Here is an 18,910-nt window from a genome sequence, read left to right as displayed (position 1 = left end):
GCCAATCTTTAACACAATTATTTCGAAAAATCTTATTAAAAATACTAGTAATCAAAATACCAATTAAAGACATCTGTACGTAATCCGATGCTAAACCAAGTCGTGTTTTGCTTGAAAGTAGTCGCAGTCTCTTGTGTTGGATCAAAGTTTCTATAAATCAAACTTCCAAATAACTTCAAGTTTGTCATTGGATTAATCACATATCCTCCTTGAAAATCCGCAATAAAAACACTTGTTTTATTTCCCTGACCTACTTTTACTCCCGTATCATACGGACGATTTACGTCGTAACTTTTATAAATATTACCTCCGTAATTAAAGCTGTTTTGAGCGGTATCAAAATCTAAACCACGTGTTCCAACTGTTATTTTTCCATCTGCATAATAACGCCCTTTATGATAACGTCCAATCATTACAAGTTCTTCAAAATTACCTCCCCATTGATGCCCAATACTTTGATTATTGTGACCATAATTGGTAATAACCGCGCTATGAGAATACACATAAGGCCGAACATGATTATACTCTAATTGCAGCAACAAATCTTTTACTTTAAAAGCATTGAAGTATTTTGCACCTAATTGATAACCAAATTTATTCTTCCAGCTTTGTTCTCCTTTTGCCATATCTCCAACCGAAAATTCATCCAGCAAAAATTGCCCATACAAATTAACATTATTGTTCCACTTGTATTTACCTGTAAATCCTAAAAGCGCATTACCACTTTTAGAAGACGATGTAAACTCTACTGTTCGATAAAAAATAATTGGATTTACAAAGTTCACATCAAAACCTCTATTATTGGTATCCGTCCAAACTACAGATTCAAAGAAACCTAAATTCAATTTATTCGAAACATTCCAGCTTAAATAATGGTTTGCCATAAATTTTGTTGCGTATGTTTTTTCAACCGTAACATCCGGTCGAACATCCTTAAGCCACATATAGGTGTTTGTATATTTTATCTTCCAGAAAGTCGTGTTGATTTTAAAATATGGATATGGACTTGCTCCATCACTTTCAAGAAGAGAACGATATCCATCTCCAATAAAATTACGTCCGTAACCTAACTGAAAATCAAAATATTTACTAGGAACATATGTAAGATTAGCTTCCGCTAAAGGAAAATCGTAAGCATCAGTTTTAAATCGTTTTGCAATTCCTACTCCGGGAATAATTGCCGGATTTCCTCCCGATGGTTTTATAGATTCTGCATAATCATTAAAATAACCCGCAAATCTTCCCTGACTTTCAAAAACCGTGGTTGTAAAGTTCAATTGTTTACCCAAACCTCCTCTAAAATTCAATGCCCTTGTATTTACATAAGTATAGGATGCATCAAGATCTGAAGCTTTTCCCATTTGCAAATCAACAATAGGATTTAGCGATAACCAATAACCTTCACCTTGAATTTGAACTAAATTTTCATTCCACCATTTTCTTCCTAACCAAGTCGAAACATTCTTTTGAAGTGATTCGTTTACCGCTTTTAAATTATAATATTTCGAAACCTCAGCATAAGTATACGGTTTAGAAGCGGTATGATTATTAGTCCCTACCTGATTCATAGCGCCATCAAATTGCGCATAATAACTATGAGTAAACGGAATATTCAAATGACTTTCGAATTCAGGATTATTGTATTTTTTATACACAATACTATCCAATTCTGTCATAGGTTTTTCAACTGGTTTTAGAATTTGGGCTGCAGCCAAAGCTTCTTCAGCAATTTGAGCTGAACTTTTTAATGGAATACCAATAGAAATTGTATATTTTGAATACGTTGGTTTTCCATTGTATGTTGAAGGTTTTATTTTTGGAAATTTACCAAAAACACGTTTTGCTTCTTCAGATAATTCGTCATTGGCGGCATTAACATAAATTACTTTAAACTCACCATTAACATCAACTTCAAAAAGCACTTTTACTTCTCCTTTATAATTATTTTGTTTTGATTTTTCAGGAACTTCAAAATTCTGAAACACAAAATCCTGAACTTCTTTGTAAAAACAATTCTCTAATTTCTTCGCTTCTAAATTTTCACAATTTGAAAAAACAGGAAATTGCTCTGCAGTAAAACCCGGTTTTATAGAAGCATTATTATTTTCCTGAGAAAAAGCAAATAAGACAGATAATGTAAAAATAAAAGATAAAGAAATCTTATTCACGTAAATTTTGGTTTTCATTTAATATTGATTTGTGGTATTTTCTCCGTTTGCAATTGCTTTTGCAGCCGAAGTTCCGATACGTTTAACACCTAAACGAATCATTTCTATTGCGTCATCATACGACCTTACTCCACCGGCAGCTTTTACCTGTAAAGGGGACGCATTTTCTAACATCATAATTATAGTTGGAATTGTCGCTCCGTTTGGAGCATTGTCTTCGGTTTTGAAAAAACCTGTTGATGACTTCACAAAAACAGAAGCATAATTTTCTTCTTTAAAGTTTGACATCACAACATTTTTTATCAATGCCGAGAGCTGAATAATTTCTTTATCTGTTAAGGCAGCAACTTCAATAATCCATTTTACTGTTTTATTATTTGCTAAACCTATTTGAGTTCCAAATAAAATTTCTTCTTTCAACAAAGCAATTTCACCTCTTTTGAAGGCTTCATAATTACAGACAAAATCTAAATCGTCTGCTCCATTTTCAATTGCTTCATTTGCTTCTTTGATTTTCGATTCAATACTTGATGCACCTTCTGGAAAATCAATAACAGTACCAATTAACAAAGTCGAATTGGCTTTCAAAATCATTTCTTTGGCTAAAGCCACATATTCCGGACGAATCATAATCAGCTTAAATCCTTCCAGAATTGCCTCGCTAATTGCACTCTTTACAACGCCCTCATTTTCGGCGTCTGTAAGTCCGGCTTGAGAGGCAGTTTTTAAATAAGTCGAATCCAAATATTGCTTGACATTCATGATTTTGAAATTATTTTGAATTGGGACAAAAATACATTTTAAATTCAAAAAAAACTCGTTGTAAAGCCTGATTTTTAGACAATAAAAAACCCACCGAAGTGGGTAGTTATATTCTTATATTTTATCTAATTGCTTCTTGAAGGCTATTGCAGTAAAAACTGCTATAGTTGCACCAAGTGCATTTGCTAAAACATCTGTTACATCTGATGCTCGTGTTGTTGTTAAAACACTTTGTAAAATCTCGATCGTAATTCCAAAAAAAACAGAAAATATAAACGAAATCAAATATGCTTTATAATCATCTGCTTCTCTTCCTTTAAGTTCTTTCTTAAAAAAAACAATCCAGGAGATTGTAAATCCAAAATGAAAACAAAAATGCACGATTTTATCAATGCTCGGAAAATTCACTACCGGAATCTTACCTGAATCAATCAGACAGAAATAAGCAATAATTCCCGAACAAATAATTGCCCAGATTAAGAGTAACTGTTTAGGCACCGATTAATTGTGTGTAAGCTTCAGCAGACAACAAACTATCTACTTCTGATGCATCAGAAATTTTTATTTTAATCATCCATCCATCTCCGTAAGGATCAGAATTTACTGTTTCAGGAGCACTTTCCAAGCTTTCATTAAAAGCAATAATTTCTCCTGTTAAAGGTAAAAACAAATCAGAAACTGTTTTAACAGCCTCAACTGTTCCAAAAACCTCATCTTTATCAAGTGTCTGATCTAAAGTTTCTACTTCAACATACACGATATCTCCTAACTCTTTTTGTGCAAAATGAGTAATTCCTACAGTTGCAACATCTCCTTCGATGCTAACCCATTCGTGATCTTTTGTGTACTTTAAATTTGCTGGTATGCTCATAATTGTGTTGTTTGAAAATTGATAATTTAGTAATTCCGTCACAAATGTAATAATCTTCTAAGAAATCTACTTTAGAAACTAAAAATTAATTTCCGAAATTATATCTAAGTGTAAATCCTGATCTAATATTCGTTAATGGAAATGATGTTGAAATTACTGCTTTTGAGAACGAGTGATCGTAATAAAATATTGCCGTAAGGTTTTTACTAAACGCATAATCTGCCGTCATTTTTAGCGACCAAATGTTCTGACCTGCCGCCAATTGATTATTGTCATAATCTAAATAACGTACTAATGTTTCATTATTTCTAAAAGAAAAATCAGCTTTTATATTGATATCACTTTTAATAATTCCTGTTGGACTATCCGCTAATCTCGATGAGAAAATGACATCTTTAAATCGATATCCTAATCCTACAACATATTCAACTCCTTTAACTTCTGTCAACAAATTATTATCAAAACTCATCGACAATGCTCTGTCTTTCTTAATCTCAGTAAGAATACGCAATGAACTCTTCAACTCAAAATCAACACGAATAAGCGGACTAAACTGCTCTACCAAATTGACATTTGACATGATCGTTTTATTGAAGAAATTGCTATTAATATCTTGTCCATTCGGATTTTCAGCATAGTCAAAATTAGATCTGAACTGGTTTATTGTATAAGACGCTCTATAATTATTTTGTAATGAGAATCGTTTGAATTTATCTTTAAAAAACTTATAACGCATTAAACCATTGTACTTAATACTCCAGTTTGGTATTGGGAAACTTCTAAAAATTCCTGTTGAAACATTCGATGCATCAGCTCCGGTATAAGCAGCAAGGAAAGCCGGTAATAATACTGCCTGATTACTTTTACCATATCCAACTGGATATCCATCATTTGATAATATTTGCTTTCTTTGAGTATTATTAGGATTTGCCAAATTTTCGATCGGTACCGCATTATCTTCTGCCGGAAGCGTTGAGGCATCATATCTTGGAATTATAGCTCCATATCTATCCTCCGCCAAACGATTTGCAATTATCAAACGATTATTTCTAAAATCATCAAATGCCGCTGATTGTGTTTCATTACTTGTAGAAAAAGCTGTCTTTATCAATACAGTAGAAATAGAAAACATTCCGTATGTATACGGTGATAATGGCAAATATTCTCTACTAACCGGGTCAACACTATATTGTTCTGATGTATTTTGAGAATAAGCACGGTCCATTGCCAAATCGATTTTTAAATCCGGCAGTAAATCAATGTTTGCAGTTACTTTCAAAAGCTTATTTGTTACCTGCGTAAAGTTTTGGTTGAAATCCTGATAATCTGTCAACCAACCATTTTTAGCCGATTCATAACGTATATCATCCTGACTACCAAAAACAAATCCTAATGTTGGTCTCGATGTTCCAAAGAATCCTACACTTGGCGTATATCCTGGTAAAACAGTTCCACTATTTTTAGTATAATTTACCTGAATGTTTTTTACACTTGTCAGCACTCCTATCAAACCATCATAGAAAGGACTATTGCTTACAACCGGTTTTGCTGTATTCACAATTTTCTCTCCTGGTTTTGGCGGTGCCGCTGCCTTAGGTTTTGCCTTAGCAGATTTTGCTCCTGGTGTTAAACCTAAATATTTATACAACATATTCATATTAAATGTCGTAGTCAATGTATTCGAATTTGCATTCTGAATCGTATTCCCTAAATTGTACTGTGATGTTGATCCATCCGGATTTTGTACATCAATATCAGCAAACGCAGACGAAGAACGTTGCCAGCTATAATCTGCCGTATAAGAATAACTCGCTTTTACAAAACTAAAAACAGGGATTTTATTAATAGGAATTTCGTAATTCAATACTAATTGCTGAACGTGTTGATTTGGCGTTCCAATATCCAAATAATCATCCCAAATATTAAAATCTTGCTTAGGCGTATTATCGTCATTCAAGAAATTTTTAACAATATTATTTGATGCAGCAGTATAATTTACTTTCAATGATTTTGTTAAATTATAACCAAAACCATATTGATAATTAAATGCAAAATTCCTTCTGAAAAGCGGGGAAACCGGAATTCCTTGTGTTTCAACATCTCTAAACTGTTGACGATTGCTTTGTCTTAAAATATTGGTATTAAACGTAATATTAGATGGCAAATAATTAAAATTAAAGTCACTTAAAATCTTCCAATATTCACTTGTTTTCATGAATTTGGTCGTTTTAAAAGGAACTACTTCTTTAGGCTGAAAAGTATAAGCATAATTTACCGCCGTATTCGATTGTTGATCCTGATATGTTTCTACTTCATAATCATGACGATTAACTTCATTATACGATTGCGAAAATGTTAGATTCTCAACATCATAAATGTGTGGTTTTTGCTCAGGCGCTCTATCCTTTTTCACTCCAATAAAGTTGATGCTTCTTCGTTTTGTATAGTCAACAGCACGAGTTCTGATATTATCTTTTTCAGTTTGATCCGTAGTTTCACTAATCAACTGATCTAATTTTATATCCTGATTAAAAGGATCATATTCAGGCGTGATTACCTCTTCTCCAATGGCATAATTAAACGGTAAATTGATTCCCCATTTATGCGGTAATAGTTGCCCTAAATTTAAATTAGTAACAATATTATATTGCTGAAGATCTTCACGGCTTCTTTCGTTAGCTCCTTGTTCAAGAGATCCAAAACCAATTGTACTCTTTTTACCAGTTGCCGAAACTGTAGCAAAATCAGCCATATTGGTATCAATATTCAATATCGCCGCCATACCGCCTTTATTCTCTAAATCGGCAAGACGAAGCTCATTAAACCAAACTTCTCCTTTGATGTCTTTATGGTCTACTCTACTTTTTACTCCGACCATTAAATTTCGAACTAAACCAAAGTTAGGATTTCCTTTTATACCTAATATCAATCTACTGTCTCCATCGCCGCCTTGAGCATCTGGATCGTTATCCGGATAATAAATACCATTAATATCTCTCTTAGGAGAATTAGGATCAAGACTCATGGCTTTAATCTTCATACTCGTAAGTAATTCCAATGCAAGATCTATATTATTACTTTCCATCCAAACCTGATCTGCACTTATTGTACATGATCCTCCGGTTCTTGTTACTTTTAATGGAATCTCAACCTGATAAAAGTTTTGTGTAAAGTCATTTCCAAAACGAATAAATCCTACCATTTCATCATCTTCCAATGTAGCTTCGCTTGGCAAAGATTCAGCATGTAAAAACATTTTCAGTTTTTTATATTGACGCATATCTACGCTTACATTCTTAAAAACTGCTCTGGAATCAAGAGGTTGTAAACCTGCTCCGCCAACTCTTAATGCTAACGCTTGCTCATTTTGGTTGATAATGGTATTGTTATTATACAATTGTTCTCTCTGAACTCCTGGTGGAATCACATAATTCACAGGACATTTTGTACTGTTTTCCTGAATATTTACTGCCGAAACATCAAACTCAGTTCCATCATTTGTTGGGTCAGTATCATTTGCATCCAAAGTTCCTGTATATCTTCTCCATTCTCCACGAACTAAATCTAAAGCTCCAAAACGCATTGTCACCTGATCGTTAAAGCCAGTCATAAACATACGCATAAAACGAATAGATCTAAAATCACTAATATTACCAATAGTTTTTTGAGGCTGAGAAACTGGAATTTTAAACTGAATCCATCTTGCATTTGTTGTTCCTCCGTTTGGCAAATCAATATTGGTTACATCACGAATATCCGTAATATAGTTTTGTCCAACTTGCATTCCCGGTTTGATATCAATACTATATTCATAATAAGCATTGATGGTACTCATTGTATTATCACGATTAATATCTTCAACATCAGGTAATGTTGTTGATCCACGGTTAGGATCATCTATACTTACTGCGGAATTATTTTCTACACCATTATACTTTTTATAACGATCAAGAACTCCACCAGTCGTGTTTAAATAATAGATATAGTTATCCGCTGCAGGATCTGCTTCAGTTGCATAATTCGTATATACAGAACCTTCTTTTGAATCCGGCAAACCATCTAAACCAATATCTTGATTTCTACGATTATCTGCATTTGTATCAAAGGCATAAATCAAAGATTGTGAAGCTGGAACATCTCCCCAAATTGGCTGCGGATTTACCATTATCTGATCCGGTCCTAATCCGTTTTCATATTGTTTTCTTCCGTCTTTTAAAACATCTTCGGAAACTTCCCCTAAATTGAAATATATTTTTCCTGTATTATTTGTTTGTGCTTCTCCATTTCCAACATAAGGATCCAGAACCCAGAACTGAATATATTCAACATTTCCTTGCTCAAAATTCGTAGAATTTAGGGAACGCATAATTCCTCCAAAATTTGAAGATGCCGGATCGGTACCAAAATTTGGATTGTTATTATACGGACCTCTATCTGATGGATAGTATGTTAAATCAAGAGTATTAATAACCTGAATTTGTCCCTGCGCAATATCCGTGTTAGGATATAATTCACGGCTATAAATTCTTCTGGTTGTATTTAATGATAAATCATCGTTTGAAATACCAGATGGTTTTGAAGTATAAAATATTGGATCAATAGTATACCAAGCTAGTTTTGCTCTTTTATAACCATACTCTAATGTACTTGAATTGGCATTAAAAGTATTATCGTTTATCGAATTTACAAATGGCGTAGAAGCTAAACTCCACGCATAAGCTGATCGCATATCTATGGTAGATTGTGAACCTTCAAAATCATCTACATATATAGTTGCTTCTCCTTCAAAATCACTTGCTTTTGGAGCGTCTGGTCTTAAGAAAGCAACTTCACCACGAATCGAAAGATTAGAAGGAACATCTGTATCAATATTTGGTAACTTATTTACTAATCTTGTTAAGAATGGAACTTCTGTTGAATAAGTTCCGTTAAAACCAAAAATTGTATTGTTTACAGATTCCTGTCCATAACTCGATTTTTGAGTAAATGGTCTTTCTGTCATTTTTAAATAAGTTCCTCCAACAATAAAATTATCAGAAATTTTATGTTCGATATTGAATCCCATGAATCTTCGGGTTTGTTGTCCAAAAATTGAGTTGTTTTCCAATGAAACTTCAATTGGTGTATTTGAAGCCTGAAGTGACGGATCCAAAATTTGCACACGTCCTAATTGATAATCGACACTATAATCAATTCCTTCAACTAATCTTCTTCCGGCAGCCATTACTACAACAGAACCTTGCGGAACATTAAACGCTCCAATTGGTATTCCGTTGCTTCCTGATGATTTATATTTTCCTCTTAATAAGAATTTATTTTTATCGCTATCCTGTAATGCTCCAGATTGTGTATTTCTATACATGTTATTAAACACATATTTCTTTTGATTTGGATTATACGTAGAAGGATCGCTATAGTTCTCTCCTGAACCTGTATTTAATTTATCAAACAAAAGTTTTCCAAAAGGTTCTTTGGTTGTAAATATAATTCGCCCATTTTGAACGTCAACCGTTATTCCCGGAATATAATCGAAGAAACCATCTCCTCCAGTTTGTGGATCATTGTTGTAGTTCAATCTATCCAGATTAAAAACATTCAACAATGGTGTTTGATCAACTTTATTATCCGGTGTAGGATTTGCTGGAAAAGAACTTCCCTGAACTGATGTAATGTAATTTATTGGCGAAGGATCTGTATAAAGAATGTTTAATCTAAAATCATCTTGCTTAATTTGATACGCCTGAGGAATTTGATAAACGTTCTTCATCATCAAATTCCAAACTGGATTTTGTACGTTAGTCAAACTGCTTTTCAGCATTTTCAAGATTAAACTTTGTGTAATAATAGCTTGATTCGAAGGAGTGTTTCCTGTAACAATTGTTCCATCAACTCCATCACTACCAAATTCTCCAACCTGATAAACTTTACCTCCTATTGTATATTCGTAAGCAACAGCCAAAATCTCATCATTTGCCAAACGCTGCTGCAAAGAGATATATCCTAATTGTGCGTTAAAAGTAAATTCGTTTGCATTTAATTTTCTGGCGTTTTCCAAAACAGAATAATCAGAACCTTCACTTACGTTTGCATTATTAAATCCTGATTTTGCCGTTACAATTTCTCTAATATTTGAATTTAAAAATGAACCTGGCTGTCCAATAGCTGCAGGATCATATTTATTATTATCATTCTCTGCCGGAGTATCAACAGGATTATTAAAGAAACCTGTTGTTGGATTTACAACCACAACCTGATTATCCGGAATACCAGTTGCCTGTGCCTCTCCTAAATCCTGAAGCGCAATAACATTACGAAGGTTATTACTTGTAGTACTTACACGGTTTTGTTTATTGGTTACCCAAACTTCAATTCTCGTTACCTGTACACGACTATCAATAAATGGATACTTTTGTAACGAAGCATCATATTTGTTTCTAAAGTATTGTGATAAGAAGAAGTGTCTGTCGTTATCGTAGTCTAAAGCATACAAATCAAAATTTTGAACTGTACCGCCACCTTCTGCAACTATACTCTTTGTTTGTGACTTTTGTTCTGAGAAAACTCCGGTGATTGTTGTCTTACCAAATTGCAGCTGCGTTTTAACCCCAAATAAACTTTGAGCCCCACGTATAAGCGTACTGTTCAAAGGCATACTAACGTTACCAACCTCAACTTTTTGAATAATATCATCTTCAGAAGGTGAATACGCCAGTTTAAATAAATTTTGAAATGCAAATGTAGACTGAGTATCATAATTAGCATTTACATCCAATCTCGTTCCTACTTTACCCATTAAACTCATGCTGATTCTCTGATCAAAATCAAAGGTTAAACTAGATCTGTTTCTAGGCGAAAACGAAGGATTATCTTGCTTGGTATATCGAATACCCAAATCCATTTCGACTGATCCTGTTGGCTTTACATCAATTGTATTACTTCCAAAGACGCTTTCAAAAAGACTTGAGTTAATATAATATCTTGGTAATAAATTCTTTTTATTAGCTTCACTACCTGCTTTTTTACCATCAATAGCATCTGATTTCTTTTTGAAATAATCTCTTCTGGATTCTTTCAAAACTAAATCTTCGTATTCTTTTGGCGTTAAAACAATAGGGTAATTGATAGAGAAACCATCAACTGAACTGGTGTAAATATAACGGTCTGTAATAGGATCGTATCTATAAGCAGAAAGTATACTTGGTGGATCTTCAATCTCAACTTTTCCTGTAGAAAATTGAGTCTTGGTTGTATCTTTGACCGCCGGATTTACTTGCGCACGCAAAACATTACCGCAAAATAAAACCAGCAAAAAAATACAAATTTTACGCATACAATTCTTTTATTTAAAATGAGTTTATAAGCTTTTTAAAGCTTTTTTGATGATTGATTCTACAGTAGCTTCCGGATCTTCTTTGACGATCTTTTCGACTACTTTTTCGGATGTTTTTCGAACAAAACCTAAAACTTCCAAAGCAGATAACGCTTCATCTCTATTTGTATTGTTTTGTACTACAGAAACTTCATCTAAATCGTACAACTTTAACACTTTTTCTTTTAAATCAAGAATAACTCTTTGTGCTGTTTTGTTCCCAATTCCTTTAATTGACTGAATAATACCTACATCGCCAGAGGCAATAGCATTTATTATTTGTCGAGGCTCAATTGAAGACAACATTGTTCTGGCAATATTTGCTCCAATTCCTGAAACAGATAACAACATTCTAAAAATTTCTCGTTCTGATTTTTCTGCGAAACCAAATAAAGTATGCGCATCTTCCTTAATTTGAAGATGCGTATACAATTTTATATTTTCTGCATTAGGAATTAATGAGAAGGTGTGTAAAGAGATATGTACTTGATATCCAACACCTCCACAATCAATCACTACATCTGTAGGATTTTTCTCGACTAATTTACCTTGCAAATGTGCTATCATAGTATAATTTATAAGGGTCAAATATAATAAAAATGCAATAAAAATACGACATTATTACATCGACCCCTATTATTTCTACTATTTAGCTAATTTATTTTTTTTATTCTCTTTTTCCTGAGCATCAATAACCGCAATTGCAGCCATATTAACCATTTCTTCAACGCTTGCTCCTAATTGAAAAATGTGAACCGGTTTACCCATTCCCATCATAATTGGACCAATTGAATTTACTTTATATAATTCTTTTAATAACTTATAAGTAATATTAGCCGACTCTAAGTTAGGGAAAATCAATGTATTTACCTTCTTTCCTGCTAATTTTGAGAAAGGAAATTTCTCTGCAAGCATTTCCTGGTTCAAAGCAAAATCTGCCTGAATCTCTCCGTCAACGATCATATCAGGATGATTTTTATGCAAATAAGCTACTGCTTCTCTTACTTTTGAAGCACTTTGGCTTGTTGAAGATCCAAAATTTGAATAAGAAACCATTGCAATAACTGGCTCAACACCAAACATTTTTGCAGTTTTTGCAGTCATAATTGCAATGTTAATCAAATCTTCAGATGAAGGATTGATATTAATTGCAGTATCAGACAAGAACATTGGTCCGCGAGAAGTCAACATCATATTTGCAGTTGCAACAAGTGAGGCTCCAGGTGCTTTTTCGATCAATTGCAACATTGGTTTTACAACCGTTGGATAACTTCTTGTATGACCGGTAACTAATGCATCAGCTTCGCCTTCATTAACCATCATTGCAGCAAAATAGTTTCTTTCGCGCATATATTTCTGAGCATCAAGCAGCGAAACGCCTCTTCTCTCTCTTGTTTCCCAATATGATTTTGCAAATCTGTTACGTCTTGCTTCTTCTTCATTTGTTTTAGGATCGATGATTTCAAGTTCTGCATCAAAACCTAATTCAGCTTTAAGCTCTAAAATCGCTTCTTTATTTCCTAATAAAATTGGAAAACCAATTCCGTCTTCATGAACAATTTGTGCTGCTTTTAATACATTTAATTGATCTGCCTCAGCAAATACAATTCTTTTAGGATCCATTTTAGCACGGTTTGTCATCAAACGAACCATTTTATTATCGTTCCCCATACGTTCACGAAGGTGATCTTCGTAAGCTGCCCAATCTGTAATAGGATTTTTTGCAACACCAGATTCCATTGCTGCTCTTGCAACTGCCGGAGCAACTACAGTAATCAATCTTGGATCAAATGGTTTAGGGATAATATAATCGTTACCAAAACCAAGTTTTGTTGCGCCATACGCCACGTTTACTTGTTCTGGAACCGGTTCTTTTGCCAAAATAGCCAAAGCTTTTACAGCAGCCATTTTCATAGCTTCATTAATTTTAGTCGCTCTAACATCTAGCGCTCCTCTAAAAATATATGGAAAACCTAAAACATTATTAACCTGGTTAGGAAAGTCTGAACGTCCTGTAGCCATAATAACATCTTTACGAGTTTCTGTAGCTAAATTATAATCGATTTCCGGATTTGGATTTGCCATCGCAAAAACAATCGGATTCTCTTTCATTGTCAACAACATTTCAGCCGATAAAATACCTCCTGAAGACAATCCGATGAAAACATCTGCTCCTTTTACTGCTTCTGCTAATTCAATTTTAGCACCATCAACAGCATATTTCAATTGTAATTCTGATAGTGAAGGATTGTCTTTTGTTAAAAGTCCTTTACTATTAAACATTTTGATATTTTCAACCTTAACTCCTAACAAAACATATAAATCAGTACAAGCTATTGCCGCCGAACCTGCGCCAGAAACTACTACTTTTACATCTTCTGCTTTTTTTCCTGCTAATTCTAATGCGTTGATTAAAGCCGCAGAAGAGATAATTGCCGTTCCGTGCTGATCATCGTGCATTACCGGAATATCCAATTCTTCTACCAATCTTCTTTCGATTTCAAAAGATTCAGGTGCTTTAATATCCTCAAGATTTATTCCTCCAAAAGTTGGAGCAATATTTTTAACCGTCTGGATAAATTCTTCGATATCTTTAGTTCCGATTTCTATATCAAAAACATCAATATCCGAAAAGATTTTAAACAACAAACCTTTTCCTTCCATAACTGGTTTAGAAGCTTCCGGACCAATGTCTCCAAGTCCTAAAACCGCTGTACCGTTTGAGATAACGGCAACTAAATTTCCTTTTGCTGTGTATTTATAAACGTCGTCTACGTTTGCTGCAATTTCTAAACATGGCTCAGCAACACCCGGCGAATAAGCCAAAGATAAGTCTCTTTGGGTTGCATATTTTTTTGTTGGAACTACCTGAATTTTTCCTGGAGTTGGTTCTGAATGGTACAGTAACGCTTCTCTTCTTTTACTCTCTTTGTTCATTATTTTTAGCTTTTATTCTAGCTTACAAAGATATAAGTCTTGGTTTAAAATGGCGTCTTTTTATGTTTTTCTTTTCCGAAAAAAACGTTTTCGCAACACCAAAAAAAATAGTCCACAATAATTTGGACTATTTTATAAAGTATATTTTTATGTTTTATATTACTGAGAAATATATGAATTTAAATGATTTATAGTATCTTTTTGAATTTCTATAATCGCTTTTACAACGTCACTGATCGAAATTATTCCTACCACAATTCCATCTTCCAAAACTGGTAAATGTCTAATCCTTTTCGTACTCATCAACTCCATGCAATCTTCGATATTATTAGAAAGATTTACTGAGAAAACAGTGCTTTCCATAATCTCATGTACAAAGGTTTCTTTTGATGACTTGTCTTTCAAAACAATTTTTCGGGCATAATCCCTTTCAGACAATATTCCTTTTAAATCGGTTCCATCAATAACCAGAATTGCCCCTATGTTTTTTTCGCCCATTACTTTCAAAGCTTCATAAACTGTTGTTGTTGAAAGTACAGAATAAACATTTTTCCCTTTTGCGTTTAGTATTTGATTTACAGTCATATCTGAAAAATTTTAAGTTCTATAAAGTTAGAAAAAAATGAATATAAAAAACAACGAAAACGATTTTTTAAGACTTAATCAACTCATTTTAAACATAATAAGTTAAAATTTAATCTAAAGAAATTTTATTCTAAAAAAATGAATGAATTTTAAGACTTTTTTGCGAAAAGCGCAGTGTTACCGACCATTTACCCCAAATGGGGTATTTTGAAGAAACTCCGCTAGGAGTTATGGGTTGGTAGAAAAAAATATGACGCGTGGGAAAAATATCCTGTAGGGATATCTGAATGAATGATTTTAATCCGATTTTACTTGACCACAATTGTCCCTACAGGACAAATCACATATCGCCTCCATTCTGTGGCTACCGACGATTTACCCCTAATGGGGTAATTTGCGAAATTTAAACATTAACAGAAACTCCGCTAGGAGTTATGGGTTGGTAGAAAAAAAATATGACGCGCGGGAAAAATATCCTGTAGGGATATATGAAATCTAAAAAAGATATCAACACGACATATATGTCCTTCTATTATTCTTCGCTGCTTAATAGATTTGATTTTTGAAAAAATGTAAGAAATTAATTAAAATACATATTATAGTATGTGAAAAATTACAATTAGATATCTCAACTTACAAAAAATTAAAAAAGCTTAAATGCTGAACATTTTACAATAAAAAAACATCATTATGGAAACAATTGAAACTAAAAATTTAGAACGCCTAAAAAAATTATCTGCCTTATATTTCAACACCTTAAAAGCTTCTAATGATGAATCAGAAACTTATACCGTTCAAATTAAGCTTTCAAATTATTCCGAGCTTGGTTGTCTTATTACCGAAATCCTAAAATTATGTATTGTAGCGTTGGATCACGAAGCGCATAAAATTTCGGAAACCATTAAAACTTCACCTATTAATGTAGCGCTCGTTTTAGAAATGGTTTTAGAAATGTTTCCTACGAATGAATTTGATGTATTAGATGAAATCAACCAAATGTTTGTTGGAACCAATTATAATGATTGACGTAAACTGGACTAAAGTCCAGCCCTACAATATAAATCGAACCTTTGGTTCTTTCTTTTGAGCTTTCAAAGAACAAAATATTTTATTCGACTAAAACACACATTGATTTATTACTCTGCATAACGTTCCGAAGGAACAAATTATATTGTAGAGCTGGACTTTAGTCCAGTTTAGAATATAGGTTTACAATTTCCAAAAAAAAGACCTTTTCAAGATTAGAAAAGGTCTTTTTTATATTTATCAAATTACAGACTAACAATTATAAATTCGCTTCGTCTGTTTTGCTGATGTTCTTGTTCGGTACATTTTACACCATCGGCACATTTATTTACTAATTGTGTTTCTCCGTATCCTTTTGCTGTTAATCTACTTGCGTCGATTCCTTTTTGGATCAGCCAATTCTTCGTCGATTCTGCTCTTTTGTCTGATAAAATCTGATTACTTTCAGTCGATGAACGGCTGTCTGTATGCGAACGAATATCTAATTTTATGCTTGGATATTGTTTTAGCATATCAACAATTTTCTGCAATTGAGGTTCAGATGTTTTCTTGATTGTGGCTTTTCCTAAATCAAAAAAGTTCATCGGAATTTTTAATAATTTTCCTAAATCGGTTCCAATACTAATATTGACTTTAACTGGTTTAATAGAATTCGTTGCTTTTATTACAACCGGAATTGCTACTATTGGTTTTGGTTTCTTTTCTAAAGCTATTGGCAGAGAAACTGAACCTGTTGCTTTTTTCAGTGTCACAGAAACTTCTTTAAACAAATAGTCTTCTTTTGATGTTTTGATAAAGTATTTCTTTCCGCATTTTACATTCGAAAAAACATAATTCCCGTTAGCATCAGATTTTGCTTCAACGGCAGATTTACCTGCTTCGTCAAACAAAATTAAAGCAACATTCGAAAGTGTTTCATTTGTTTCCTGATCTGTAATTGTTCCTGATATCGTCTGTTCGCAAATTAATCTGCGGTTTTCTGTAAAGCGATAAACATCGTCCAATCCGTGACCGCCTGTTCTATTTGAAGAGAAAAAACCGTTTCTGTTTTTACTGTTAATTATAAAAGCAAAATCGTCTTGTTTACTATTAATTGGTTCTCCAATATTCTGAACTTCATCAAAAGAACCTTCTTTGGTTATTTTCGAAACATAAATATCAAGTCCGCCTAAACCTGGTCTTCCGTCGCTGGCAAAATAAAGTTCATTTTCATCCGAAATAAAAGGAAAAGTTTCTCTTCCTTCTGTATTGATATCCGAACCTAAATTTTCAGGTTTTCCAAAAGTTCCATCAGCTTCTATACTTACTTTAAAAATATCCGAAGATCCAAGTGTTCCCGGCATATCTGATGCAAAATACAATGTTTTTTCATCGACGCTTAAAGCCGGATGTGCAACGCTGTATTCGTCACTATTAAAAGGAAGTTCCTGAACTTCTTTCCATTCGCCATCAATAAAAGTTGCTTTGTAAAGTTTTAAGAATGTAATTTTCTTTTCGTTCTCTTTTCTTTTTCCATCTACAGAATTATTTCTGGTAAAGTACATTGTTCTTCCGTCTTTTGTAAAAACCGGAGTCGATTGATTGAAATTTACTCTTAAATTTTCTTTGTGAAACAACATTAAATTTCCAATACTTCCGTCAGGATTTAATTCGGCAGAATATAAAGTTGAAATTGCTTTATTAGTCCATTTAAAACTCTTTTTGACTATTGAACCGGTATCTCTTGCCGATGTAAATACTAATTTATTATCTAAAATAGTACTTCCGTAATCTGAATCTTTTGAATTAACTCCAGCATCTGCAATATCAAATCGGGCTGAATTTGCTTTAATATCTTCTAAATAATTTTTATTATTTGCGAATAAAATACCTCTTTTGTCTAATGGTGCTTTCTGGATAAGTTTTTCCAAAATCTCATCTGATTGTGTATAATTTCCTTCTGATTTCAAGCATTGAGCATATTTATACAAATATTCTGGTTCCTGATTTTCATTAAGGATATATAATTCCTGATAGTATTTTAAAGCTTCTTGTAATTCTCCAATAAGATAATAGGAGTTCCCTAATCTTTGAAATACTTTTTCGTCTCTAACTCCTTTTTCAACTAACTTTTCGTAGGCTTTTATTGCATCCGCGTAAGCGTAATTGTCGTATTTTTTATCTGCATTTGCTATACTGACAGTTTGGGCATTTGCCACGAAAAAAATGCTAAACAACAAAAAGGAATATAATAGTTTTTTAATCATCATATTTTAAATCAATTAAAAGAATCTTGGTGATGTAAGTCTGCTGTAATTATGGAAAAATTCAAAACGAAGGAAAATCTCGTGTGATCCTGAATTGTATCTTCTTAAGTTGGTGGTTTCATGATCGTAACCGTATCCTATATACATTCCTTTTGAAACCTGAAAACCTGCCATCGCACTTACCGAAGCGCTCCAACGATAAGCAAGTCCTACAACAAATTTATCATTAAACATAAAATTTCCTGAAACATCTACTTGCAAAGGCGCTCCTTCAACCATTTTTGTTAATAAGGCTGGTTTGAATTTTATATACTCTAAATGGTCTAAATTAAAGACGTAACCTGCCATAAAATAGTAGTTGATTTTGTCTTTGAAAATAGCAACATCGTTATCATTATATCTGTTGGTTTGGATAAAATTTGGTACTGATAATCCAATATAAGCCTGATCTGAATGCCAATAAACTCCGGCTCCAATATTTGGTGTAAACTTATTATTTAAATCCTGAAATTGTGGATCGCCTTGATTTTCATAAGTTAATTTAGTTACATCCAAATTGAAAAGATTGGCTGTAGCTTTTAATCCAAAAGACAATTTAAATTTTTCTGAAGTTGGAATACTATACGATAAATCTGCCGACAATGTATTTTCGTTTGTTGGTCCAATTTTATCATTTACCAAAGAAACTCCCAATCCTAAATTACTATTATTTAAAGGTGTATTGATTGAAAATGTACTTGTTTCTGGTGCTCCGTCAAGTCCAATCCATTGTGTACGATACAAACCAAAAACGCTCAAAGCTCCGCGCGAACCTGCATAAGCGGGATTTATTGCAATGGTATTGTACATATATTGTGTAAACTGCGCGTCTTGTTGTGCGTTACATACAATGGAAAAAAACACAAAAATTAAAGCTAGTTTTTTCATTTAATGATCTTTTAAAAAA

At 33.2% G+C, this 18,910-nt stretch carries 11 protein-coding genes; 1 reads left to right on the top strand and 10 read right to left on the bottom strand.

Annotated elements, in window-relative coordinates:
- Positions 1 to 44: 44 nt before the first annotated feature.
- The 8 genes from WN975_RS23030 to WN975_RS22995 form a co-directional block, all read right to left on the bottom strand.
- On the bottom strand, positions 45 to 2,186 hold the full coding sequence (locus tag WN975_RS23030) for an energy transducer TonB (RefSeq protein ID WP_337968515.1): 2,142 nt from the start codon (positions 2,184 to 2,186) through the stop codon (positions 45 to 47).
- Complete coding sequence (deoC, locus tag WN975_RS23025; protein ID WP_337968514.1) at positions 2,187 to 2,930, bottom strand: deoxyribose-phosphate aldolase; 744 nt, start codon at positions 2,928 to 2,930, stop codon at positions 2,187 to 2,189.
- 114 nt (positions 2,931 to 3,044) lie between these two features.
- Entirely contained in the window at positions 3,045 to 3,428 is a 384-nt protein-coding gene (locus WN975_RS23020; RefSeq protein WP_337968513.1) for a VanZ family protein, read from the bottom strand.
- Entirely contained in the window at positions 3,421 to 3,801 is a 381-nt protein-coding gene (gene gcvH, locus WN975_RS23015) for a glycine cleavage system protein GcvH (protein WP_337968512.1), read from the bottom strand. The genes WN975_RS23020 and gcvH overlap by 8 nt, the downstream gene beginning before the upstream one ends.
- A gap of 85 nt (positions 3,802 to 3,886) precedes the next feature.
- Entirely contained in the window at positions 3,887 to 11,131 is a 7,245-nt protein-coding gene (sprA, locus tag WN975_RS23010; protein ID WP_337968511.1) for a cell surface protein SprA, read from the bottom strand.
- Positions 11,132 to 11,155: 24 nt separating this feature from the next.
- Positions 11,156 to 11,737 (bottom strand): Holliday junction branch migration protein RuvA, encoded by a 582-nt coding sequence (gene ruvA / locus WN975_RS23005; RefSeq protein ID WP_099710754.1) that lies wholly within the window; start codon positions 11,735 to 11,737, stop codon positions 11,156 to 11,158.
- A gap of 78 nt (positions 11,738 to 11,815) precedes the next feature.
- Entirely contained in the window at positions 11,816 to 14,107 is a 2,292-nt protein-coding gene (locus WN975_RS23000; protein WP_337968510.1) for an NADP-dependent malic enzyme, read from the bottom strand.
- Between the two features lie 159 nt (positions 14,108 to 14,266).
- Positions 14,267 to 14,692 (bottom strand): CBS domain-containing protein, encoded by a 426-nt coding sequence (locus WN975_RS22995; RefSeq protein ID WP_099710752.1) that lies wholly within the window; start codon positions 14,690 to 14,692, stop codon positions 14,267 to 14,269.
- A 690-nt stretch (positions 14,693 to 15,382) separates the two neighbouring features.
- On the opposite strand from WN975_RS22995, the gene WN975_RS22990 reads away from it, so the two are divergent.
- Positions 15,383 to 15,718, top strand: a complete 336-nt coding sequence (locus WN975_RS22990; RefSeq protein ID WP_337968509.1) for a hypothetical protein — start codon at positions 15,383 to 15,385, stop codon at positions 15,716 to 15,718.
- 245 nt (positions 15,719 to 15,963) lie between these two features.
- Here WN975_RS22990 and WN975_RS22985 read toward each other — a convergent pair whose 3' ends face one another.
- Positions 15,964 to 17,967, bottom strand: a complete 2,004-nt coding sequence (locus WN975_RS22985; RefSeq protein ID WP_337968508.1) for an OmpA family protein — start codon at positions 17,965 to 17,967, stop codon at positions 15,964 to 15,966.
- 12 nt (positions 17,968 to 17,979) lie between these two features.
- The gene (locus WN975_RS22980) at positions 17,980 to 18,891 is read right to left on the bottom strand and encodes a type IX secretion system membrane protein PorP/SprF (protein WP_337968507.1); all 912 of its coding nucleotides are present in this window, start codon (positions 18,889 to 18,891) and stop codon (positions 17,980 to 17,982) included.
- Positions 18,892 to 18,910 lie beyond the last annotated feature (19 nt).

Origin of the sequence: uncultured Flavobacterium sp., from assembly GCF_951805225.1 — a bacterium.
Classification (GTDB): Bacteria; Bacteroidota; Bacteroidia; order Flavobacteriales; family Flavobacteriaceae; genus Flavobacterium.
This window is presented reverse-complemented; position numbering and strand designations above follow the sequence as displayed.

Coding starts and splice junctions, on each gene's coding strand:
- WN975_RS23030 (WP_337968515.1), bottom strand. CDS start 2,186: ATGAAAACCAAAATTTACGTGAATAAGATTTCTTTATCTTTTATTTTT.
- deoC (WP_337968514.1), bottom strand. CDS start 2,930: ATGAATGTCAAGCAATATTTGGATTCGACTTATTTAAAAACTGCCTCT.
- gcvH (WP_337968512.1), bottom strand. CDS start 3,801: ATGAGCATACCAGCAAATTTAAAGTACACAAAAGATCACGAATGGGTT.
- sprA (WP_337968511.1), bottom strand. CDS start 11,131: ATGCGTAAAATTTGTATTTTTTTGCTGGTTTTATTTTGCGGTAATGTT.
- ruvA (WP_099710754.1), bottom strand. CDS start 11,737: ATGATAGCACATTTGCAAGGTAAATTAGTCGAGAAAAATCCTACAGAT.
- WN975_RS23000 (WP_337968510.1), bottom strand. CDS start 14,107: ATGAACAAAGAGAGTAAAAGAAGAGAAGCGTTACTGTACCATTCAGAA.
- WN975_RS22995 (WP_099710752.1), bottom strand. CDS start 14,692: ATGACTGTAAATCAAATACTAAACGCAAAAGGGAAAAATGTTTATTCT.
- WN975_RS22990 (WP_337968509.1), top strand. CDS start 15,383: ATGGAAACAATTGAAACTAAAAATTTAGAACGCCTAAAAAAATTATCT.
- WN975_RS22985 (WP_337968508.1), bottom strand. CDS start 17,967: ATGATGATTAAAAAACTATTATATTCCTTTTTGTTGTTTAGCATTTTT.
- WN975_RS22980 (WP_337968507.1), bottom strand. CDS start 18,891: ATGAAAAAACTAGCTTTAATTTTTGTGTTTTTTTCCATTGTATGTAAC.